20 protein-coding genes are annotated in these 23718 nt (G+C 44.8%); 7 read left to right on the top strand and 13 right to left on the bottom strand.

Going from position 1 to position 23718, the window contains the following annotated elements; all coding sequences use genetic code 11:
* Positions 1-76 precede the first annotated feature (76 nt).
* The 7 genes from B5X68_RS04715 to B5X68_RS04745 all read right to left on the bottom strand — a co-directional run bounded on the left by B5X68_RS04715 (position 77) and on the right by B5X68_RS04745 (position 6568).
* Entirely contained in the window at positions 77-1402 is a 1326-nt protein-coding gene (locus B5X68_RS04715; RefSeq protein WP_082213474.1) for an ABC transporter permease, read from the bottom strand.
* Between the two features lie 34 nt (positions 1403-1436).
* The gene (locus tag B5X68_RS04720) at positions 1437-2351 is read right to left on the bottom strand and encodes an ABC transporter ATP-binding protein (protein WP_082214001.1); all 915 of its coding nucleotides are present in this window, start codon (positions 2349-2351) and stop codon (positions 1437-1439) included.
* A gap of 175 nt (positions 2352-2526) precedes the next feature.
* A complete protein-coding gene (locus B5X68_RS04725) occupies positions 2527-2961 on the bottom strand; it encodes a hypothetical protein (RefSeq protein ID WP_082213475.1) in 435 nt (144 codons plus the stop codon).
* 131 nt (positions 2962-3092) lie between these two features.
* Positions 3093-3497 carry a hypothetical protein gene (locus B5X68_RS04730; RefSeq protein WP_082213476.1) on the bottom strand — a complete coding sequence of 135 codons (405 nt, stop codon included), beginning with the start codon at positions 3495-3497 and terminating at the stop codon, positions 3093-3095.
* A gap of 32 nt (positions 3498-3529) precedes the next feature.
* The gene (locus B5X68_RS04735) at positions 3530-4756 is read right to left on the bottom strand and encodes an alanine dehydrogenase (protein WP_082213477.1); all 1227 of its coding nucleotides are present in this window, start codon (positions 4754-4756) and stop codon (positions 3530-3532) included.
* A 37-nt stretch (positions 4757-4793) separates the two neighbouring features.
* Positions 4794-5225 (bottom strand): tRNA (adenosine(37)-N6)-threonylcarbamoyltransferase complex ATPase subunit type 1 TsaE, encoded by a 432-nt coding sequence (gene tsaE, locus B5X68_RS04740; RefSeq protein WP_082213478.1) that lies wholly within the window; start codon positions 5223-5225, stop codon positions 4794-4796.
* A gap of 56 nt (positions 5226-5281) precedes the next feature.
* Positions 5282-6568: a Gfo/Idh/MocA family protein gene (locus tag B5X68_RS04745; protein ID WP_082213479.1), complete on the bottom strand. Its 1287-nt coding sequence runs from the start codon at positions 6566-6568 to the stop codon at positions 5282-5284.
* 280 nt (positions 6569-6848) lie between these two features.
* Between B5X68_RS04745 and B5X68_RS04750 the strand changes: the two genes are divergently transcribed.
* Together B5X68_RS04750 and B5X68_RS04755 are read left to right on the top strand one after the other, a co-directional pair.
* The gene (locus B5X68_RS04750; RefSeq protein ID WP_082213480.1) at positions 6849-7802 is read left to right on the top strand and encodes a sugar phosphate isomerase/epimerase family protein; all 954 of its coding nucleotides are present in this window, start codon (positions 6849-6851) and stop codon (positions 7800-7802) included.
* Between the two features lie 22 nt (positions 7803-7824).
* Entirely contained in the window at positions 7825-9918 is a 2094-nt protein-coding gene (locus B5X68_RS04755) for a pyrroloquinoline quinone-dependent dehydrogenase (protein WP_082213481.1), read from the top strand.
* Between the two features lie 9 nt (positions 9919-9927).
* On the opposite strand, the gene B5X68_RS04760 is transcribed toward B5X68_RS04755, so the two are convergent.
* Positions 9928-10320, bottom strand: coding sequence for a type II toxin-antitoxin system VapC family toxin (locus B5X68_RS04760; RefSeq protein WP_082213482.1), 393 nt, complete (start codon positions 10318-10320; stop codon positions 9928-9930).
* A gap of 2 nt (positions 10321-10322) precedes the next feature.
* Complete coding sequence (locus B5X68_RS04765) at positions 10323-10523, bottom strand: hypothetical protein (RefSeq protein ID WP_082213483.1); 201 nt, start codon at positions 10521-10523, stop codon at positions 10323-10325.
* Positions 10524-10662: 139 nt separating this feature from the next.
* Between B5X68_RS04765 and B5X68_RS04770 the strand changes: the two genes are divergently transcribed.
* The gene (locus B5X68_RS04770; protein ID WP_082213484.1) at positions 10663-11700 is read left to right on the top strand and encodes a Gfo/Idh/MocA family oxidoreductase; all 1038 of its coding nucleotides are present in this window, start codon (positions 10663-10665) and stop codon (positions 11698-11700) included.
* 77 nt (positions 11701-11777) lie between these two features.
* Here the strand turns inward: B5X68_RS04770 and B5X68_RS04775 are convergent, their stop codons facing one another.
* Positions 11778-12143 (bottom strand): T9SS type A sorting domain-containing protein, encoded by a 366-nt coding sequence (locus B5X68_RS04775; protein WP_082213485.1) that lies wholly within the window; start codon positions 12141-12143, stop codon positions 11778-11780.
* A gap of 417 nt (positions 12144-12560) precedes the next feature.
* On the opposite strand from B5X68_RS04775, the gene B5X68_RS04780 reads away from it, so the two are divergent.
* From B5X68_RS04780 to B5X68_RS04795, 4 genes are all read left to right on the top strand, one after another.
* Entirely contained in the window at positions 12561-13109 is a 549-nt protein-coding gene (locus B5X68_RS04780; RefSeq protein WP_082213486.1) for an RNA polymerase sigma factor, read from the top strand.
* A gap of 11 nt (positions 13110-13120) precedes the next feature.
* The gene (locus B5X68_RS04785) at positions 13121-13492 is read left to right on the top strand and encodes a poly-gamma-glutamate biosynthesis protein PgsC/CapC (protein ID WP_229208281.1); all 372 of its coding nucleotides are present in this window, start codon (positions 13121-13123) and stop codon (positions 13490-13492) included.
* Between the two features lie 130 nt (positions 13493-13622).
* The gene (locus B5X68_RS04790) at positions 13623-13883 is read left to right on the top strand and encodes a hypothetical protein (protein WP_082213487.1); all 261 of its coding nucleotides are present in this window, start codon (positions 13623-13625) and stop codon (positions 13881-13883) included.
* A gap of 91 nt (positions 13884-13974) precedes the next feature.
* Entirely contained in the window at positions 13975-14469 is a 495-nt protein-coding gene (locus tag B5X68_RS04795; protein ID WP_229208282.1) for an Hsp20/alpha crystallin family protein, read from the top strand.
* A gap of 100 nt (positions 14470-14569) precedes the next feature.
* Here B5X68_RS04795 and B5X68_RS04800 read toward each other — a convergent pair whose 3' ends face one another.
* From B5X68_RS04800 to B5X68_RS04810, 3 genes are all read right to left on the bottom strand, one after another.
* The gene (locus B5X68_RS04800; RefSeq protein ID WP_082213488.1) at positions 14570-16348 is read right to left on the bottom strand and encodes a RagB/SusD family nutrient uptake outer membrane protein; all 1779 of its coding nucleotides are present in this window, start codon (positions 16346-16348) and stop codon (positions 14570-14572) included.
* Between the two features lie 38 nt (positions 16349-16386).
* Positions 16387-19587 (bottom strand): SusC/RagA family TonB-linked outer membrane protein, encoded by a 3201-nt coding sequence (locus B5X68_RS04805; protein WP_082213489.1) that lies wholly within the window; start codon positions 19585-19587, stop codon positions 16387-16389.
* Positions 19588-20079: 492 nt separating this feature from the next.
* Entirely contained in the window at positions 20080-23649 is a 3570-nt protein-coding gene (locus B5X68_RS04810) for a CRTAC1 family protein (protein WP_082213490.1), read from the bottom strand.
* Positions 23650-23718 lie beyond the last annotated feature (69 nt).

Raw genomic sequence — 23718 nt, forward strand, 5'->3', positions numbered from 1 at the left:
TCGGCCAAAATTAGCAAAATTACCACAACACCAAGATTTTCCTTCTCTTAAAAAGTGTTAAGAAGCCAAAACGCTTTCACTTGTAAAAGATCCATTTGGCCAGCTCTTTGTAACTAACTTTTTTGCCATACATTAGAATTCCGACACGGTAAATCCGGGCTGCAAGCCACGTTGTGCCCATAAAACCAAGCACAAGGAGGAACATAGAAAGCGCAATTTCCCACGCCGGAACGCCGAACGGAATCCGAACCATCATAATGATCGGTGACGTGAAAGGAATGATAGAAGTCCAGAAAGCCAATGTTCCGTCGGGATCGCGGAGGACAAACTGAGCGAAAACAAAGGAGAAAATAATGGGTAATGTGATGGGCAGCATGAATTGCTGGGTGTCGGCATCGTTGTCCACCGCAGCGCCAACTGCTCCAAAAAGCGCACTATAAAGCAGGTAACCGCCAAGATAATAGAATAAAAAGCAACCCAGGATCAATGGAAGGTTAAGACTACTAACGGCACCCAAAACCTCTGCAACGGGGTTTTCGACATTACCGCCCGGCATATTAGAAGCAGGCATGCCATTTTGCATTTTCTGCATTTCCAACGCGACCTCCGGAGATTGCTCAGACATTTTATTGTTTAAAACCACCGAAGTGGCGCTCGTTAAGGCAGTGGTAAGCAAAATCCAAAGCACAAATTGCGTCAGTCCGACCAACGCTACGCCAATAATTTTCCCTAACATCAAGTGAAATGGCTTTACGGACGAAATGATCACTTCCACGATGCGACTCGTTTTCTCTTCCGTTATGCCGCGCATGACCTGCGTGCCGTAAATGAAAACCGACATGTAAATAAGGAATGCGCAAATGCCGCCGATCACTGTTGCTGCGCCGGAACTGCTGGTTTTTTCACCTTCTTCACTGAGGCTGATGGTTTCGGAATTGACATTAACGCGTGAATCTTCCAGAATTTTGTGCGTTATACCGGCTTCTCCAAGTTTGATGTCTTCAATTTCTTTCTCAATTACCTTTTCAATCTCAGATTTGAGATCCATACTCACGTTTTTGGCAGCATATATCCGCACGCTTTTAGGCTCTTTGATGACGTTTTTTGGAATGTAAACCAATGCATTTGCCTCGCTGCTTTTGAATTTGGCCTTTGCAGAATCAATTGAAGAATCCAGATAAGCGAATTTCAATGTTTCACTGTCTTTGAATTCATTTCTGAATAAACCGCTCTCATCCAGCACCTGAACCGTTTTTGTATCGACAGAACCCAGGGCAACCCAAAAAACCGTAGCGTAAAAAGCGACGAACAATAGCGGGCCGAGCAATGTCATGATAAGAAATGACTTTTTCTTGACCCTTACCAGATATTCTCTTCTGATTACCAAAAATATATTGCGCATTGTGGGAAGATTTAGATGTAGGAACGGCTTGAAACTATGCTTCGGGGACTTCGTTGACAGAACGCATAAATATGTCGCTCATGCTTGGAATGTTTTCCCCGAACGACCGGATCTCTGCTTTTGGAAGCAAATCGCGCAGCAAATCATTGGGACTTGCATTTTCTCCCAAATGAATGTTGGTGCGCCTGAACCCGTTATCCAGTTCTTTTTCAGGTGTAAGCGCGTAAACATTCTCTAATTCACTCAGATCGCCCTTGTATTCAACGAAATAAGTGTGGGTTTTGAATTGTTCTTTAATGAGCTTTTTGGGCCCGTCGAGCACCTTTTTGGCTTTGTGAATTAAAGCAATGTTATCGCAAAGCTCTTCCACAGTCTCCATCCTGTGCGTTGAAAAAATGATTGTGCTGCCTTTTTGTTTCAATTCCAAAATCTCATCACGGATCAAATTTGCATTAATCGGGTCAAAACCTGAAAAAGGCTCATCGAGAATGATCAGATCGGGTTCGTGGAGCACCGTGGAGACAAACTGCACTTTTTGCTGCATTCCTTTTGAGAGATCTGAAACGCTCTTGTCCCACCAGGTCTTAATGTCAAATTTGATAAACCAGGTTTTCAATTTGTCCATCGCCTGTTTTTGCGACAGCCCTTTCAGCTGGGCCAGGTAAAGCAGTTGCTCCCCGACTTTCATTTTTTTATAAAGCCCCCGCTCCTCAGGCAAATAACCGATGCGCGAAATGTGGCTTTGATTTAAATGCTGTCCGTCGAACAAAATTTCCCCTTTGTCAGGCCCTGTGATCTGGTTAATGATCCGGATCAGTGACGTTTTTCCCGCGCCATTGGGCCCGAGTAAGCCAAAAATACATCCTTTTGGAATGTTGATACTGACATCGTCCAGCGCAACGTGATTGGAATACTCCTTGGTAACATTCCGTACTTCTATAATATTCATATTTATGGAAACCGTCTGTGACATTGGCTGCATGCTTTACAGCCAAAAATGCAAAGTAATCAGCCACCGGATTAAAGTTACAGTATGAGCGCCTAAAATTGCCGGATCAATGGTAAAATAAAAAAAGCGGGCGGATCACCGCACGCTTCAATTCTGATAGTTTTAGAAAAGATACTCAGATATATTTTTCGCGGATCTGAAATAAAACCCAAAATCCGATGACGCCACTGATCAAAGCGCCCAGAATGCTCAGCTGGATCAAATTACTAACCAAACCGATCAGTAACGCATAGTAAAGCAGGTTCCAGCCCTGGCGTTTGCGGGCACGCAACGGCGAAAACGCGAGCACATACATTATAAGAGTGATTACGCCAAGGGCAATGCCCAGGTAAAAATTAAAGCCAATGCCTGTTGACACTGCGCCTAACCCTAATGCTGCGCCGCCAATGCCTAATGCTGTAAGTAATCCGAAGATCCCGATAATGGATAATACGAGCATAAAATAAGGCCCGTACTGAACCAAAAATTCTTTTACTGCTTCTGAAAACGGAGGGAATTTTTGTAAAAAAATTGGCTCTAATTCCTTTTCCAATGGTAAGTTTGATTGCATAAAGAGGGACGTTTAGCTGAATATCAATTAATTAATCACTAAAACTAGAAAGAAAACCTTACAACCCTTCTAACCTAATTCGCAACCGTTCCGAATGTTTATTAATCGGTTTTCAGCATTTTGGTGGCATGTTAGTCCTCCGGATACGGCACAAAAACAAAACCCGAAAAATCGCCGATCAATGCAAACAGGCAGCAAAATTCATCCGCATTTTTATAATTCTCCGTGAACATTAAAACAGACTCCTCTCCAATCAGCTTCCTGTCGACAAACTCCTGCATAAAACTCGCGCGGTATGCGTAGTTGTTGGCTAACTCGGTTCTATCAATCAGCAATGCGCCCAATTCCAGTTCATTATTGGTTACAACAAAAATTGGATAGTCAGAAAATCCGCGTTTGCGGATCTGGTATGATGCCTCTTTGAGCTGGTCGGAAACTTTGACAAAATCCTGCGATATATAACCCATCAACTTTTGGTTCAACTCGGGCGAGTTGGCGTCATCCATCAGGGCATTTTCGTTACTATTATTGATCATGATTATTTTAAATTAAAAACGCGGCTGCCGCCTTACATCCGCGCCGCCAGCAACAATGTTAAATCCTTATAGCGCATATTAAAACTTCTGGCAATATGCGAGTTGGTCAGCGTTCCTTTATGACAGTACACTCCTTTCATAAACCAACGATTGGCATAAATCATTTCCTCGATGCCGCCAATGGTGCCTGTTTGCAATAAAAACGGCAAAAATACATTGCTAAGCGCCGTGCTGGCCGTGTGCGCCACCCGCGAAGGAATGTTGGGCACACAATAATGGATCACATCGTTGAATTTAAATGTCGGGTGCTTGTGCGTGGTCATGCGGGACGTTTCGAAAGAGCCGCCCTGGTCAATGCTGACGTCGATAATGACCGAGCCGGGCTTCATTTGCGAGACCATTTCTTTGGTAACAACCAACGGACTGATGCCATTTTCAGCACGCATGGTGCCAATGACGACATCGGCCCTTGCTATGGCCTCCGCTAATGTATCCGAATCAATGATTGAAGTGTAAAGGTTTTGGCCTATTGCGTATTTTAATCGTTGTAACCTATATATGTGCTTGTCGAAAACCTTGATATCCGCCCCAACGCTGATTGCAGCGCGCGTTGCATATTCGGCGACCGTTCCCGCTCCCAGGATCACGATTTTTGTGGGTGGAACGCCTGTTATGCCGCCCAGAATGATGCCGCGTCCTCCATTAGGCGTTGATAAATATTCCGCCGCGATCAGCAAAACGGTGCTTCCGGCGATCTCACCCATAGCACGGATAATTGGCTTCCCTCCTACTTTATCTTCAATGAGTTCGTAACCTATTCCGGTTATTTTCAGCTCATTCAGTTTCTCAAAGTATTTTTTTTCAAGCGCTGGCAAATTCATCGCAGAGATCAATGTCGTGCCCGCTTTGATATAGCGAAATTCTTCTTCGACCAAAGGCTCTACTTTCAGGATCACGTTGGCCTGATATACTTCCTTCGCACTTTGCACAATCACCGCACCGGCTTCGCTGTATTCATGATCAGACAGGTTTCCGCCTTTTCCTGCATCCTTTTCAACCCAAACTTCATGTCCGTTGCGAACGAGGATTTTTACTGCGTCGGGTGTAAGAGCGATCCGGTTTTCCTGCAACGAAACTTCGCGGGGCAAGCCAATATGCAACGAGTTCTGATCCTTCCGGACGGCCATCAGGGATTCCTGCGGATACAAAGCGGACTGCTTGGCAAGCTCTTCAAAACCGGTAATCTGAGGTTGTGCCATTGAAAAAAATGAAAGTAAAACGAATTGATTATGACCTCTATACCTTGGTTGCTTCTAATATTCTCATGCCACTTTCATCCGCTTGCATATGGATCAGCAGATAATTCAATGGCCATAAGGATTCAATTTTTCCTGGCCATTCGACAAAGCAAAAATGGCCTGAATCAAAATATTCCTCAACGCCCATATCCAGCGCTTCAGTTTCGTCCTTGATCCTGTAAAAATCAAAATGATAGACTACTTTGTCGCCGGCGTCATATTCATTGACCAATGAAAATGTAGGGCTTTGAACGTGTGAGCGAACGCCCAGTTTCTTGCAGAGGTCTTTAATGAGGGTTGTTTTGCCTGCACCCATATGGCCTTCGAATAACCATACAGGAATGTCCTTGCCCATGTGCAGCAGATCAGCAGAGACTGCTTCCAGTTCTTCTAATTCACTAAAACGCATAACGGCAGACTCTCCAAACATGTTACAAAAATACACATTTTGGAAAAACTCGTGACATTAATTGATGGACTGTTGTGTTAAACCTTCCACTCCGCCTTCATGTCGCGTCCCAGAAGCTGGTTTGCTTCCTTATCTTTTTTAAACTCTTCCTTTTTTGGATTCCATAGCAATGAACGCTGCAGGCGGTACGCGATATTCCCAAGATTGCAGATGGAAGCCGTCCTATGCCCTACTTCCACATCGCAGATCGGCGGCTTTCTGGTGCGTATGGCATTCAAAAAGTCTTTGTAGTGGTTATCGCTTACATATACTTTGTAATCTTCTTTATTAAATAGTTTGTCTTTGAGCGTCTCGGGTGTTGTCCGTAATTCGCCTCGCGCCACAAACACCTCGCCATCTGATCCCACAAAATGGCAATGTTGCTTGCCTTCCATCGGGCGGTGGATCACTTCAACGCCATTAGCATACTTATAAACCAATCCTTTTGTAGGTTCCGAATAAACGAGCTCCACCGGCCCGCTATCATCCATGCCCAATCCCCATTGCGCAATGTCGAACATATGAGCGCCCCAGTCGGTCATGCCACCGCCACCGAATTCAATGTAATCGCGCCATTTGGGCCAGAAAGTTGCGTTCATAGCCGGTGCGAGCTCATTGTTGTAAGGTCTGTTCATGGAATTAGGCCCCATCCACAGATCCCAGTTCAAGCCATCTGGTTTGGTTTCTTCTTTCAAATCCCATGCTTTCGGTGGTCCGCCAACATTCACAAAAACCTGCTTAACCGTTCCAATAGCGCCGCTTCGCACCAGCTGCGCTGCCTGGGTAAGTTCTTTGGATGACCGCTGCATGCTGCCGGTTTGGAAGACGCGGTTGTGTTTTCGCGTTGCGTCCACCATGGCGCGGCCTTCTTTTACAGTCAATGAAAGGGGTTTTTCGCAATAAATATCTTTTCCTGCCTCAGCCGCACGTACAGCCATGGAAGCATGCCAATGGTCCGGCGCAGCAATGATCACGGCATCAATGTCCTTACGGGAAAGTAATTCCCGAAAATCCTCGATCCCGACGGCTGATTTATAATTACTTTGGGTTGCCTTTTCAGCATACCATTTATTGACATTCGTCACAAAACTCTCTCTTTTCACCGCATACACGTCGGAAGCAGCCACAATCTGCGTTTCCATCGTGTCCAGAAACCGGTTGCGCAAACCGCCGCTCTGGCGACCGCAGCCTATGAAGCCTAACGCAATTTTATCGCTCGGCGCCAGATAACCTTTCCCTAAAACATGCCTCGGAACGATCATGAATGATGATATCACCGCGCCTGCTTTCAGAAAATCCCTGCGATTCAAAGTATTGATTTCCATATTAGTTAGAAGTTGAGTTCTGATATTTCAAAAGAAAAAAGAAAATATTTCTACTAATTGATTCCATTGATTGGAATCAATGGCAAATCTTATCTATCAATTTTTTAATTCCGTTGATTGGAATCAACGGCGAGTTTTTCAATAATTCCCGTCGATTTTAATCGATGGAAAATACTCTATGAAAATACGAAACACAGAAAATTGCTTGTGATTTAGTAAAAAACCACTTTCTGAAACTTATGAACATTGAGTTTTCATTTGAAAATTAAATCCTAACCGCATGTCCCAAAACATATCCCGACGCGATTTTCTCATCAATAGCGCATTGGCTGGTGCAATTGCCCCTATACTCGCAGACAATGCTTTCGCGTCAAACGCCACTAAAATGGCTGACGTCCCTAAAATCAACATTTTTTCCAAACACCTGCACTTCCTGAATTACGCGGATATGGCAGATGCTGCCAAGGAGCTCGGTTTCGACGGCATTGACCTTACCGTGCGTCCAAAAGGTCATGTACTGCCTGAAAATGTGGAAACTGACCTACCCAAAGCAGCGGAAGCGATGAAAAAGGCTGGTTTTACACCATTAATGTTCTGTACGGCGGTGGAAGATGCCGCTAATCCGGTCGATAAGAAATTACTGGAAACAGCTTCCAAACTTGGTTTCAAATATTACCGCATGAATTGGTATAAATACAATGAGCAGCAAACGATTCCGCAGCTTCTGGACCAGTATAAGGATAAAATGGCTGGATTAGGACAGCTTAATAATCAATTGGGATTAACCGGCTGTTATCAAAACCATGCGGGAAGGCTTGTGGGCGCGAGCATGTTTGAGATCTGGCAAATATTACAAAAGGCAGATCCCAAAAGCATGGGAGCACAATATGACATCCGGCATGCCACATTGGAAGGCGGGCTTTCATGGCAAACCGGCTTTAACCTGATCAGGCCGAGCATTAAGACCATTGTGTTGAAGGATTTTATGTGGGAAAAAACAAATGGTAAATGGGGGCCAAAAAGCGTTCCGCTGGGAGAAGGCATGGTGGATTTCAAAACATACTTCAAATTACTGAAAGACAATAAAGTAGACGTTCCGATCTGCCTTCATCTGGAATATCCGCTTGGTGGTGCGGATCAGGGAGCCGACAAAATTACGGTTGACAAAAAAGTTGTTTTTGACGCAATGAGGCGCGATTTGAAGAGAGCGAAAGAACTTTGGCTGGAAGCATGACCATGAAATGCATCCTGTCATTATGAAACGTCTCATCCTGCTATCGCTGATTTTCCTGGTGGTTACCAGTTTTGTGCTTGCACCGTTGTTAAATGATGCGGATTGGCCGGAATATAACGGAAACGGCGAAAGAAGCCACTTTTCAGCCCTTAATCAGATCAACAAAGACAATGTTGCTCAGCTGAAAGTTGCGTGGACATATGGCTCCGGTGGAGCAGACACAGCGCGAAATCGCAGCCAGATGCAATGTAACCCGATCATTATCAATGGCATTCTTTATGGCGTGTCGGCATCCATTCAGGCATTTGCAGTTGACGCAGCGACGGGAAAGGAAATCTGGAAGAGCAATTTGCCGGACGTGGCAGGAACATTGAGCCGGGGTGTGACTTACTGGTCTGACAATCAAAGCAAACGCATTTTTTTCGGCGCTTCAAACTGGCTATATGCGTTAGATGCGACCACAGGCAAACCCATTGATTCTTTTGGTGATCACGGGAAAATAAATCTAAAAACCGGCATTGAAAGACCTGGATCCGATGATTTCATTTCTTCCAACACGCCTAACACGATTTTTAAAAACCTGATCATTGTTGGAGGCAGGGTTGCCGAGAATGAAACTGCGCTTTTGGGTGATGTAAGGGCGTATGATACGGTTACAGGAAAGATAGTTTGGACATTTCACACCATTCCTGACAAAGGAGAATTTGGCTACAACACCTGGCTAGCGCAGCCAGCGAGGCAGAAATTTGGCGGTGCCAACGCCTGGGCCGGTATGGCGATTGACCGCAAACGCGGAATCGTCTACATTCCGACCGGATCTGCGGCTTTTGATTTTTGGGGCGGCAACAGGCCAGGTGATAATCTTTTCGCAAATTGCCTTATTGCATTAGATGCCGCAACCGGCAAACGGCTCTGGCATTATCAACTCGTTCACCACGACATCTGGGACCGCGACCCGCCATGCCCGCCGAATTTGGTAACGCTTAACATCGGCGGCAAGCATGTGGATGCCGTCGTGCAGATCACGAAACAAGGCTATATTTTCGTTTTTGACCGGATAACTGGCAAACCACTGTTTCCTATTAAAGAAACAGCTTTTCAAATGGATGCGATGGAAGGTGAACAACCAAGCAAAACACAGCCGATTCCCACATTGCCGCTCCCATTCACCCGTCAGACTTTTGGCGAAAAAGACTTCAACTCATTTGTAGCTGACCGGGACTCACTTAAAGGGTTACTGAAAAAAGCACGATTTGGAACAGCATACATTCCCATCACAGGTGATATGACCATTTTTTATCCCGGAACAGATGGCGGTGCGCAATGGGGCGGGGCCGCGACGGATCAAGATGGCGTGATGTACATTCCCGCGAAAGAAATTCCGGTTTACACTACACTAAAGAAAAAGGAAGTGCTGAGCGATCAGGCTGTTAATGGCAGCAAATTATATCAATTGAATTGCGCCGCCTGTCATGGAGCCGATAAAACCGGGAATCATGACGGTTCTTATCCTTCGCTTGTGAACGTGGAAAAACGTTTGACCAAAGATCAGATCACAGCCATTCTGCAAAAAGGAAAGGGAATGATGCCGTCGTTTTCCCACATTTCCGATGCAGAGAAAAATCTGATCATTGATTTTTTGCTTAATAAAAACACGGATCAAAAGATCGTCAGCACCAACACCGGCCAAGTACCTTACCATAACACCGGTTATAATCGCTGGTACGACAAAAATGGTTATCCTGTAAGCCAGCCGCCGTGGGGAACGCTTACTGCCGTGGATCTGAACACTGGTCAACGACGCTGGCAAGTGCCACTAGGTGAATACAAAGCACTGACAGATAAAGGAATCCCACCTACCGGCACAGACAATTATGGCGGCCCGCTCGTTACGTCAAGCGGCCTGATCTTCATCGCCGCCAGCCGCGACGAAAAGATCCGGGCATTTGATAAAGAAACCGGAAAAATCCTTTGGACCGCCACATTACCCGCCGCAGGTTACGCATCAGCCAGCACCTATTCAGTGAACGGCAAACAATTCCTCGTCATAGCCTGCGGAGGCGGGAAGTTGAATACCAAGTCAGGCGATAAATATATGGCTTTCTCGCTGCCTTAGCGCCAAATCTTAATTCCAAAGAATAGGAACAAGGTTCTGATATAATTCAAATTTCTTGTCTTGTGTAATAATGGTTAGATTTTCGGCAATCGCCTGCGCGATGATCATTCGGTCAAACGGGTCCGCGTGCAGCAAAGGAAGTTGTTCCAGCACATCGTAATGCTCATTATCAAATGGCAGGGAATGAAATGAATTTCGCATCGCGGTCCTGCGAAATTCAGAGACGGGAACGATCAGATCCAATTTTCCCAAACCTTTTTTGATAGCCATTTCCCAGTAAGTGGCATGGCTCACGTAAAGACTGGTTAAAGAAGAGTTTAATTCAAAAATTACCTGATCCGAAAGTTTTTGATTGTTGTCTGAATGCCAAAGTAAAATGTGTGTATCTATTAAATAATTCATTTTTAGTGTGGAAATCCGGGTGGAATAAAATCGTCGAAATCATCTGAAATGCGACCGACCATGCCTCTGCCCCAACCCGGTTTTCTTACCCCAGAATCTTGATCGTTAGCACTAAGAAGATTATTGACCATATCTATTAACTTATCATCCTCTGTGCTGATAATTTTTCCGATTATATCAATTTTTTTTTCCTCGGTTGTCATGGCAGCTGCATTTTGTCGTAGTCAAATATAATGTCATTATTCCCAAAACTCAAATATCCCGAAAAGTGTTCGGGATTGCGGGTTGTTGCCCATTTCCCTTCAAAAGTTACCTTTGTTATTATTGTCTAAAAATAAAATTATGGCTTCAAGAATTCTTAATGTAGGGTTGATTGGCTTTGGGCTTTCCGGGCGTTACTTTCATTCTCCTTTCCTTAGCACCAATCCGGGTTTCAAGATCAAGACCGTTGTTGAAAGAAGTAAAAACGAAGCGCAGGAATTTGATCCGAACATTGGCAATGCGAGATCCGTCGAGGAGCTGCTGAGCGACGAATCCATTGATCTCGTTTTTATTTGCACGCCCAATGATACACATTTCCCTTATGCAATGGACGCTTTGGAAAACGGCAAACACGTGGTGATCGAAAAACCGTTTTCTGCAACGGAAGAAGAAGCGCGACAGCTTGTGGCATTGGCCGAACAAAAAGGATTGATCCTGACCGCTTACCAGAACCGCCGCTGGGATTCTGACTTTTTAACCATTAAAAAACTCATTGCCGAAGATAAACTAGGAGACATTGTTGAATATGAATGCCGTTACGATCGTTTCAGGCCAGTTGTTCCAACAGAATCCTGGAAAGAGAAAAGCGTTCCGGTGGGTGGAAACCTTTACAATCTTGGGCCGCATTTGATTGATCAGGCGCTGGTGCTTTTTGGTGAGCCCTTAACTGTTACAGCTGAGATTCGTTCGGTAAGACCGAATAGCGAAATCGACGATTATTTTGACGTGCGGCTTGGCTATGCGGATAAGCTGGTAATTGTGAAGTCGAGCCTGATGGTTTACGAAAATTTCCTGCGCTATAATCTCCATGGGACAAAAGGATCATTCATTAAAGGTGGCCTGGATCCACAGGAAGAGACATTGCGCAAGAATATTTTACCAACAGAAAAGCCCTGGGGTGTTGAGCCGGAAAATCGCTGGGGGAAATTATACAGCGAAGATTTTACAGGCATCATTGAAAGCGAGGCGGGCGATTATGCGCCGTTTTACCAGAATGTGTACGACGCCATTGTCAACGGAGCAGGTTTGGCTGTGAAACCGGCCGAAATAATCCGCACGACGCGGGTTATCGATCTGGCTTTCCAAAGCAGCCGCGAAAAGCAGGTCATGACTTATTAAGATCCCACTCGGACTAATAAAGCAAAACGGCAGTCACAATGTGACTGCCGTTTTTTTGACGGGAAGGTCCGTGTAAATTATTTAACTACCGCTGTTACCAGACGTTTCGTTTCAGTTGCGATCACAAAAGGCTTTGCAGAAGTTTCGCCACCGTTGTTAACGATGAAGCTGTAATTTCCATCAGCAAGGTTCGAAAGATCGAAGATTTTAGAGTAGTTCTCAGATTTTGGAAGCGCAGTGCTGTAAACGATGTCTCCGTTGAAATCTTTGATAACCAATGAAGATCTTTCTTTCACGCTGTCAAGCGTAAGTTTGAATTTCAATTCGCTGGTTGAAACCAGTTCAATAGAAGCGTTATTTTCTTTGTTTTTGTCTGCGGCGATTGTAAGATTAGCAGCTGATACTCCCACCAAAACTGCGATTGTCAAAATAGTCTTTTTCATTTTTCTAATGTTAATGTCTTGTTTGAGTTTACTTTTTGTACTTTTCAGATATTTAACTAAATCTATATTTCAAATCATTCTCAAACTTCTTCTGCACTGATAATCTGTGCTGTTTGATGATGTAAATGTAGATAACATATTGAATAGAATGCAACAAGCAAATATTCAGTTCTTTAAAGTTCTTTTTGTTGTTATCTAATATTATTAGAATAATCATATGTTTATGGTAAAAGTGCAACAAGTAGTTTAAAATTTGACACGGCAATTAAACTGCAACCACAACCGAACTTTTGCATTATTTTAATAATAACCATTCATAAAGGATTGCTCTTAACACACACATAATATAGTGGCAGATTTAAAGTATTTTCGTTTGATGTCCGTCTACCCAGATAATACTAATTTCCAACCTTCACTTTGTCGCAAAAGAGGCCAAATATCATTCAAACTGTCTCATCTTACAGCAAGCAGCTCATGGGGTTTATCCGGCAACGGGTGAATTCGGATGAGGATGCTGAGGATATTTTGCAGGATGTTTGGTTTCAGCTGAGCAGCGTGCCTGAGATTGAGGCTATTGAACAAATAGGAAGCTGGCTGTATCGCGTCGCGCGCAACCGCATTATTGATAAATACAGGAAACAAAAGCCCGATTCGCTGGAAGATTACGGGTATGAGGATGAAGATGGCGAGTTTTATTTTAAGGAAATCCTGCTGGCCGATGGCAACACGCCGGAAACTGTTTATATGAAAGAAGTATTTTGGGAGGAACTGACCATTGCTTTGCAGGAACTGCCGGAAAATCAGCGCCAGGTTTTTATCTGGAACGAGCTGGAAGACCAGACCTTCCAGGAGATCGCAGACCGGACCGGAGAAAATATCAAGACCCTCATTTCCAGAAAACGCTATGCGGTTCAGCATTTGCGGCAAAGACTGGAAACATTGTATCAGGAATTTGTAAATTATTAAATTTGTCTATCATGAATCAGCAACATACATACAGGAAACGCTTTTGGATGTTTCCGATTTTCGGGTTTGCTGCTGCGCTCCTGCTGGGCGCGATTGTGCGCTGGTTATGGAATGCCATTTTGCCGGATCTTGTAAATGCAAATCCGATCTCCTATTGGCAGGCTGTCGGCCTGATCGTTTTGTGCAGGATCCTGTTCGGCAATTTTGGAGGCGGACCGGGGCGCTGGAGAAAGCCTGGCTTCGGCGGCAATTTCCGTGGGGAAGGCGGGCCCGGATTTGGCGCGTCGTGGAGGAATAAGTGGATGGATATGACTGATGAAGACCGGAAGAAGTTTAAGCAAGAAATGCGAAGGCGCTGTGGAAAGCCGCCGGAAAATGAATGAATACTTCAAACCCAGCCCGCAAAGCTGGGTTTTTTATTTTTATAAAAATCTTTAAAGTAATTTTTTCAGTCAGCCGTCTGCGATAATGTACACCCGATAGGTGCATTTCATTAACATAAATTCAAAAGCCATGTTTATTCAAATTCTTAAAACCGTTGTGGGCGGTATCCTGGTAGGGATCGTTCTTTTCCTGATCCCGTTCCTGCTCTTCAAGGCACTTTTCTTTTTCCTTTTTATCGGTCTCATCTTCCGACTTTTTGCGGGAAGACGCCACGGTTATCACAGATGGAGACATTACGACCCATATTTTGGCGGACCGGATAACCGGCGCTTTTATGAAGGAAAAGAGGGGTTAAGAGACCCATTTTATCAAAATCCAAAAAATATATAAGCCATGAAAAGAAGTACAAGAATGCTACTGGGTATCAGCGTAGCGCTCATCACAGCAGCCAGTTTACACTTCACCGTAGGACACCGGTTCCATGACCGCCAATGGGGGCACCACGGATGGGGCCACCATGGACATAGCAACTGCGGAAGTCATTTTCAATCACCTCAAAATCAACCAAACAATGTGCAATAATAGATTTGGACACCGTGGCCATGGGATGCGTCACGAATATTCAGGAAAGCAATTTGGCGGGAGCCATAATTACCGCGTTCCCGTCAATATTGTAAGGAATGACACCAATTACGAACTGATGGTCTTTGCTCCTGACCGTGCAAAGGAAGATTTTAAGATCAGCATTAAAGGGCACGAACTGAGCATCTCCTATGTGTCAGACAATAACAAGGAAGAAAACAGGAACTGGATCCGTCATGAATTCAGTAAGGCGTCGTTCGAGCGGTCGTTTGTGATCGATGAAACTGTGGATTCGGACAACATTGTAGCTGAGTACAACAACGGCATTCTCCACCTGACCCTGCCGGTCATTCCGGGCTCTGAAAAACCTGCGCAGGAAATCAGGATCAGCTAATCAGCCATGATAATAAAATGAAGAAAGCCTCTGCATGTGTATGCAGAGGCTTTTCTAATTACCAACGCTTAACAAATATTGGTTACACTAACCAAAGATCTTATTTATAGGCCGGATCCTGAACAAGTGTTGCAGTTCCTTCCTTATACGAACGATCGATCGCTTCCTGCGGGATCGGGAAATATTCATTTTTGCCTTTTGTAAAAACAGCCCCTTTCTTATAGACCCGCTTGGTAGACTCCACGGTCACATATTTGTTCAAAGTTTCGGCCGCTATGCCCCATCTTTGCAAATCGAAGAATCGGTGGCCTTCCATTGCATACTCTAACCGAGATTCGAAGCGAACGGCTTTGCGGGCTGTGGCGGCATCTGCCCAGGCCTGATCGTAAGTTTTGATCACATAATTGGCAGCCGGCTCATTGGTAACGGTGTAGTCGTCACGAGATTTGCTTCCCTGAACGGCTTTTTTCACAAAACCAGCGGGGTTTGCCGCCCGTGTCCGTATTTGATTGACCAGTTTCCTGGCATTTTCGAGGTTTCCAAGTTCCACTTCAACTTCTGCAAGCCAAAGCAATATCATTCCGTAACGCATAATGCGGTAATTGTTACTGGACAAGTTACCCCAACCATTTACCCCAAATCCTGCTTTTTCGGAAATGTGCTTTTTGGGTGAGTAAGGCCCTGCGTAAGTCTGATCGCGGATAAAGTCGCTTCCGTGAATCTTGAAATCTTTGAACAAAATTCCTCTCCGGCCAACCGTTTGATCCAGACGCGGGTCGAGTGGTCCGTTATAAGGTTCAAAGGGATCTGTATATTTCAAACCCTGGTCATTTTTCACGTCCGCGTCATTGAATGTATCCAACAATGGAAGGCCCGTGGCGCTCGTTTTGAATGCATTGACCAGGTTCTGAGATGGCTGATAAAACCCGCAGCAGCCCCATGGGTCAATGTATGGATGGGCCAACCCTACGCCCGCATCCGCCGCATCGCCGGAAGCACTTGATACTGAATACTGTATCTCAAAAATCGACTCCTTATTATTACGGGTTGCGATCATGAAATTATCTTCAAACTTTGGAGCCAGTGTAAATTTGCCTGACGCAATGATCTGCTCGAAAATCGGTTTTGCTTTGGTCAGAACGGCCGTATTAGGAGCTCCCGTAGTTACGTTCCAACCCTGATACATGTAAGCTTTTCCAAGGAAAGCCAGCGCAGCCCATTTCGTAGGCCGTCCGACCTGGGATTGAACATCGGGCAAACCTTCGGAAGCCGCTTTGAAATCCGCTTCGATCATCGGCCAGACGTCCTTATCATTTGGGATCTTAGTGCTTTCCAGGTCATCCAGTTTGTAGATCGTCTCGTCAATGTATGGAATCGTTTTCCACATTTTTTTAGCTTCAAAGTGAAACAACCCGCGCAGAAACCGGGCTTCTGCAATGATCTGTTTTCTTCTTGCTTCGGCAACTTCCGGTACATCCGCCAGCGTATTGATCACATCATTTGTGCGCGCAATGCCTTTATAAAGTCCACGCCATTTGTTTTTAATGTGGTTATTCGTAGGCTGGAAGTCATATTTTTCGATAAATGACTGTTCCGGCTGGTCACCTGCATCGGTTCCTTTATAGGAATCATCCGAGGCCAATCCGCCGAAAACCCAGCTCTGGATATCATTGTTCCAAGAATCTTGTCCGTCCAAACCCTGTCCGTCGATCATTGCATAGGCGCCAATGAGCAGGCCTTCCACCCCGCTGGGCGTTTTGAGTGCTGTAGGACTATATTGTCCTTGCGGATCTTTCGAAAGAAATGAATCCTTGCAAGCCGTTACGATCCCGATTGCCAGACCGACGGATAGCATATATTTCAATAATGTCGTCTTCATATATGTTCAGTATTTTAAATCAGTTTGAAAAAGCCTGTTTAGAAAGAGAAATTCAGACCGACCAGGAACGTCCGGGAAACGGGCATAAAACCGCCGTCAAAACCAAGCGTGTTGTCTTGTCCTGGCTGGCTGTTGCTCTGAACCTCCGGATTTAGCCCTGTATACTTCGTCACCGTCAACATATTCTGGCCCTGAACATAAATCTGTGCATTGCTGAAACCAATCTTCGCAGATGCTACTTTTGGCAAAGTGTAGGTTAGCTGGACATTTTTAAGGCGGAAATAGGTTCCCTTTTCAACGAGATAGCTCGACGGCCGGCTGCTGATCTGATCATCCGCATCCATAATGGGCACAGTGCCTTCTTTGTGGTCCGGTTGCCAGGCGTCATAAAGGGCGCGTTTTGCACGGTTGCCCTGGAATGTGTTGAAATCGGTGAAATAACGCAGGTAATTGAAAATCTCATTCCCAACAACCCCATTACCAAACACGGTAAGATCGAAGGCTTTATAACCCAGGTTCAGGTTCACACCATAAACAAAATCAGGGTGCGGGTTTCCGATAACGGTCCGGTCGTCGTCTGTGATTTTACCGTCACCATTGATATCCGCCATTTTGAATTTACCTGCTTTATTATATTTCTCGTAAGGAGCCCACGCTTTCGCTTCTTCGTCCGATTGGAAAATCCCCAGCACTTTATAGCCATAGTACGAAGACAGTGGCAGACCAGCCTGAGTCAATGTTACGGCAGGAACGCGCGATCCGGCTCCGAAATATTTTGTATTGGCACTTTCGTCCAGCTTGTCAACCGTGTTCCGGTACATCGAGTAGTTCATAGACAAGCCATAACGGAAATCACCTTTCAGCAATGTGTTCCGGTAGCTGATTCCCAGGTCAATGCCTTTGTTGGTCATCGCGCCCACATTGAAAGAAGGTGCATTTGCGTCACCAGCTGTGAATGTGATGGGGGTCGAGAACAGCATATCGGCGGTTTTCCTATTCCAAAAGTCGATTTCAAATGTTAGTGCGTCGTTCAGGAATGTTGCGTCCAGACCTAAGTTGTTGGATGTTGTTGTTTCCCATTTCGCATTAGGATTACCAAATGAGGATGCATCATATCCGATCGTAGGCTGGCTCGGCGAACCGTCGATAGGATAACCAGCGTGGAAAATGTCGGCACGGTAAGTGGTAAACGCATTGTAATCACCGATTTTCTGATTACCTGTCCTACCCCACCCGTAGCGGATTTTCAGATCGTTGATAAAGCCAAATTCCTTCATGAAATTTTCCTCCGACAAGCGCCATCCCACACTGAATGCTGGAAATAACGCACTTCTGGAAGCAGCCTGGAAACGGGACGAGGCATCATTTCTCAAAATAAACTGCAAAAGATATTTGTCAGCATACGCATAGTTGACCTTCCCGAACTGCGAATACAAGCTGTAATCCCTGTTTACACCGCCAAAATTCGTCGCCTTAGTGGCATCTCCAAGGTTCAGATAATTGATAATGGAGGGAATTTCAAAAGCATATCCCGAGCGCGCTGCGCCAAATTCCTCTGCAAATTCACGGATCGCTTCCATACCAATGTAGGCATCGACCTTATGATTTGTTCCAAAATTGCGGGAATAGCTCAATGTGTTGGTCCAAACCCATTGATAGGAATAATAATCTGTCGACGTTGATCCGTTATTAAAGCTTCCTTCTACATATTCAGGGTTAGCACGGCCGATGTAACGACCTCTCTGGCTCACACCATCAATACCCAGACTCGTTTTAATGGTAAGGTTCGGGATAATGTCAAACTCCCCGTAAACGTTACCAAAAGCCCTCAGACGATATGTAGTGTTGTCTTTTTCACGATAGAGCGTAGCATATGGATTGGAATTATTTCCCAGGTTTGCCCCTCTTGAGCCGGCGAAGTTTCCCGCAATGTCATAAACCGGAAGCAAGGGATGATGCTTGTAGCTTCCTGAAACCGCATTCTGTTCCTGGTTATTACCAAATCCTCCCTTTCTGTTATCAAATGACACCGCCAGATTTTCGCCTACACGAAGCTTTTTGCCCAAAGCAGAAAATTCAGTGTTGGCACGAATTGTATAGCGATCGTAACCAATGAATTTCACAACCCCATCCTGGCTAAAATAACCGATAGAAAGTGCATAACGGCTATTTTCTGTTCCGCCGGAGGCTGAAATCTGATAGTTTTGAATCGGTGCCGTTGTTGTCAGCTCGTTCCACCAATCGGTGTCCGCAGATTTTGTGATAGCGTAAATGTTGCCCGGTACGAGTGAATATTTAGATGGATCAACTTCCGCAGTGCCTTCTTTTCCTTTGCTCGGAAATACATAATCCGGTATGGTGACCTCGCCATTAGGCCCAAATGTATATTGCCCGTGCGAGGGCGTTTTTCCTGCATATTTATCCGCCAGAAATAAATATTTACCCAGCTCCTCGGCATTTAGCGCTTCTGCGTCCTTATATGTTTTCTGCGTTCCGTAGTAAGCATTGAATGATATAACCGGCTTGCCGATCTTGCCACGTTTTGTTGTAATGATCACAACACCGTTTGCAGCGCGGGAACCGTAAATGGATGCAGACGAAGCATCTTTCAGGATCTGGATCGTTTCGATGTCGTTGGGATTAAGGTTGCCCTGGTTTTCAGTGGGAACGCCGTCGATGATGAACAGCGGGTCGTTGTTACCAATTGTACCAAAACCCCGGATACGCACTGTCGCATTTCCGCCGGGTGTGGCATCATTCACAATGTTAAGCCCGGAAGCGCGACCCTGCAATTGCTGTGCAAATGTTGTGGCAGGCACCGACTGCAGGTCCTTCGCGTTCACCGTTGTTACAGAACCCGTAATGTCCCGCTTCGACTGGGATCCGTAACCTGTGACAATTACTTCTTCCAATGCACTCACGTCGCTGGTCAGGGCGATGTCAATAACTGACCTGTTTCCGATCGCAACCTCTTTTGCGGTGTAGCCAATAAAAGAAATAACGATTGACTGTGCGCTGGACGGCACTTTAATGGAATACTTTCCGTCCGCATCCGTAGTGACACCAATGCTCGTGGAACCCTTCAGGGTAACCGACGCGCCGGGGAGGCTTGAACCCGACTGTTCGTCCATAACTTTCCCGGTAATGGTTAGATCTTGGGAAAATACATTTTGACAAAGGAGGAACAGAAGTGTACTTAAGATGAGCCTACTTCCCAAGAGAAGGTAATTTTGTTTCATCGTATTTAGTTAGGTTAATATTAGTATTACGATCAAAACTATAATTTTTAATCATCAAATAATTCAACTTACGTATAATATATGTTATTAAATATTTTATTGTATTATTTTAATAATTACGACTCTGGAAAACTTGAACTTTTCTTAGAATAATGCTTCAAATTTCGAGGATTTTAATCTAATTTTAATCCAATAAATTGGAAGTGTCAATTTTACAAGTAACAGTATATTAGCTATTTATAGTAAAAATATGGTTACAAAATATCTGTTTTTTACAAATTCTAATTTGCCTTTTGCCGGGAAACGGATGATTATAACGGTTCTATTTATGTATAAAAATAGTTACATAATAAATTAGATTAGCAATAAATGTAAGTATGACATTTTTCGCAAATATTTGAAATGTTATATATCTTGGCTACCGCAAAAAGAAACCCGGACGAGTTAATCTCATCCGGGTTCATGGTGTTTACAGGCTTGACGTCAACTATTTCATTTCAGTTTTCGAGATGTTCCTTTAGAATTGATAGCGGTCGCCTGCTCTGCGTAAGCTGGCAAAAACAACATATGTGATGATTGGGATAAAAACGAAGAACCGTAGCCTAATTCTTCACGTCTCGTTTTCCCACCTTTGAGCTTCAACAAGACAGTTGTCTCCGTCGGCATCAGCGGAAAGCTTTTTGTCTCTCTGCGTATTTGATGGAAACGGATAGAATCGCGGTTCTGGGAAGTGGCCGCAATCCAGTTGTTACCCGGAGAGGCCAGTTTGATCAACCCTTTTGCATTACCCATTGACGCATATCCACTTTGCGCCAGGGTTGTTGGCTTGAATGATCCCTTACCGTCGCCTTTCAACACCAGGCCATAAAATGCATCATATCGACCCACCGAAACTTCGGAACCGTAATCATTTCCTGTGAGTAACACGTCCAGGTTGCCATCCTGATCGAAATCGTCAGCAACCATCCCGAATATGGGCGCAACCTGTGCCTGAACCGGTAATTCATGCGCTGCAAATTTACCATTGCCCAGGTTTTCTATATAGCTGCTTTTCATCCAGGATGCACTGACGTGCAACGCATCTTTCAGTTCCTCAGGCTTCAAAATTTCAGTCAAACCTACCTGCGCGAACTTATTATACTCCTGAAAACGCTGCCGCACCTGTATAATCTGCTTACCCATATCGTCCCGCGTGTTGTAGGGAAATTCTTTATAGGTGTTGTCATCTGCTTTGTAGAAAACGGTGGGGATTGCGTCAAAATAACCGTCATTGTTAAAATCCTTCGCGTACATGCTCACGGGCTGCTTTTCGGAAGCACGCGCGAGGGAATTAATGCCGAGATTCCCTGCTATGTAATCCATGTCACCATCATTATCAAAGTCACCTGCTGTAAGACTTCCCCACCATCCTTTCCTATCTTCCAGTCCCGACGCTGTTATTTTGAATTTGCCTTTCTCATTTTTGAAAAAGGTCAGCGGCATCCACTCTCCTGCAACGAGCAGATCCACCCAGCCATCATTGTCATAATCAGTCCACAATGCATCGCAAACCAGGCCGAGATTAACTAGTTCCGGCACAATCGCTTTGGTTACGTCGGAGAATTTGACCGTGCTGCTTTGTGTGTCATTCCGCAGAATGTGGCTGGAAACAGGTTTAGGATACGCCCCCGACTCCACTCTACCGCCAATAAAAAGGTCCAGATCGCCGTCTTTATCATAATCCACTGCCTTTATGCAAGAACCATTTACCAGAAATTGCGGCAATGCGGCTGTGTCCAAACCGAATTTGCCTTTCCCATCATTGGTGTAAAACAATGTTTTGAGCCCTGGCATGTCAGCCCGGATCTCGTAACTGCCGCTTACAATACAAAGATCCAGGTCTTTATCACTATCAGCGTCAAAAAGCAGCACGCCCATATCTTCTGTTTCTTTCGTAATCCCTTCCAAGCCCGGAAGCAGGTCCGAGACCTGGAACTTCCCATTAGGCTGCTGCAAAAGAAACCGCCCCTTTATATTCATCGGGCCGCCTACAAAAATATCGTCCAGGCCGTCGCCGTTTACATCACCGGCAGCCATTGCCGGCCCGAATTGTGACATTTTGTGAGGAAGTAATTTTTGGATATTGAAATCAATAATGTCCGTTTCCTGATGTTTGTAGGGGAGATTAATGTCTGATGTAATGTCTGTAAATAAAGGCATTTCGGAAAGCTCGTTTTGATGCGGTTCAATGGTGTTTTTCGCATCTGCTTCATTGAAAGTAATTACCTGATTGGCTTTTACATCTTTTAATATCTGCGATTTGCCGCCCGGCCAGGTAACTTTTACATGATCGATTTTTTTGGTTTTACCTGTTCCAAAATGAATGTAAGGTTCAATGGTCGACAGGTAACCGCGGTAAGGCGAATTTTCGGAAATCTGCCGCATTGTATCTGCATAGGTAATCTCAGCAATGGCCCCTATGCCAGCCTTGTTATAGCGGCTTCCTTTAAACGCAACCCGCAAATAATTGCTTTCCTCGGGCTTGATCTGAATGCTGTTGTTCCGGTAAACGAAAGCGGAATCGTTGATGTTATTGACCACAAAATCCAGGTCTCCGTCGTTATCCAGATCTGCATAGGCGGCGCCATTGGAGAAGCTCGCCGCTTCCAGTCCCCATTTGTCCGACACGTCTTCAAAACCAAGATTCCCCTTATTTTTAAATGCAAAATTGGCGATCCTGACGGTTGGAATGTAATCCAGCATCATCATGGGTTCCATCACGCTTGATACTTCATTCCGGTAAGCTATGAAATCGAGATCGGTAATGTCTTTGGGAAAGCCGTTGGTGATGATCATATCCCGCATGCCGTCGTTATCAAAATCCGTAACCATAGGCGTCCAGCTCCAATCCGTTTCAGCAACGCCGCTTAGCAAACCTATTTCGCTGAAAACCGGATTTTTGCTTTTGCCGTCAGGCGATCCCAGGTTCAATTGCAGCGTATTTCTCGCCACCTGATACTGATAGCCAAAAAGCTCGTTATTCTGATAAGTAACGTAACTGTTTGCGGGCGTCATCATTTTTTTTCGGCGGTTGGTGGCCGGCATCATATCCACTGCAATCACATCCACAAGCCCATCATTATTAATGTCGGCCACGTCATTGCCCATTGCCGAGTGCGAAGTGTGTTTGAATGTGGACGGCGCTTTGTCTGTGAAAGTCCCGTTGCCATTATTAATGTAAAGCAGGTCATTGGTGAGATAATCATTGGTGACGTAAATGTCTTTCCAGCCATCCTGGTTAATGTCCGTCACATTGACGCCCAAACCATAACCTTCTATGAGAATTCCGGCTTCTTTTGAAACATTAGTAAAAACAGGATGCTTCAAATCCGCATTCCAGTCATTTCTGTAAAGCCTGTCGGTTCTTCTTGAAGAGCCGTCAATAATTTTTTGGTGATATCTGTTAGGGAAATTATTGTCGTCCATTTCATTAACAACCAAAAAAAGATCCAGATCGCCGTCGTTGTCATAATCAAAAAACGCGGCGTTGGTTGTGTGCGTAGTGTCGGCAATGCCATATTCTTTTCCCATTTCCTTGAAAACAGGAACCTTGTTTTTATCCAGGCCCTGATTTACATAAAGCAAATTCTCACGCTCGCTGGCCACTTTCCGCACGGACGAGCATACATAAATGTCCAGCAGATTATCGCTGTTAATGTCAATGAGTGCAACACCGGTCGACCATTTGTTTTTAGCTTCCACGCCTGCTTTTTGCGTCACGTCTTCGAACTTGAAATCACCTTTGTTGAGATACAATTTGTTATCCACTGAGTTTCCCGTGAAATAGACATCCGGCAGACTATCGTTATTGAAATCGCCCAGTGCTACGCCTCCGCCATTATACACATACTCGAACGCCAGAATGTTCATTGTATCATTTTCGGCAATGCGATTGGCGAACTGAATGCCCGTTTCGTCACTATCTAACTGGGTGAACGTTTTAAGTTCTTTTTTGCAGGATGAAAATAGCAATGCAGCAAAAAATGCTGTTAACAAATACTTTGAGGGCAAAATTTGATTCATTGGATTTAAGAAAATTGGACTTCTCGAAATTAAGAAAAGGAGATGGTAAACTAATACCACCTCCTTTTA

This window comes from Dyadobacter psychrophilus, from assembly GCF_900167945.1.
Classification (GTDB): domain Bacteria; phylum Bacteroidota; class Bacteroidia; order Cytophagales; family Spirosomataceae; genus Dyadobacter; species Dyadobacter psychrophilus.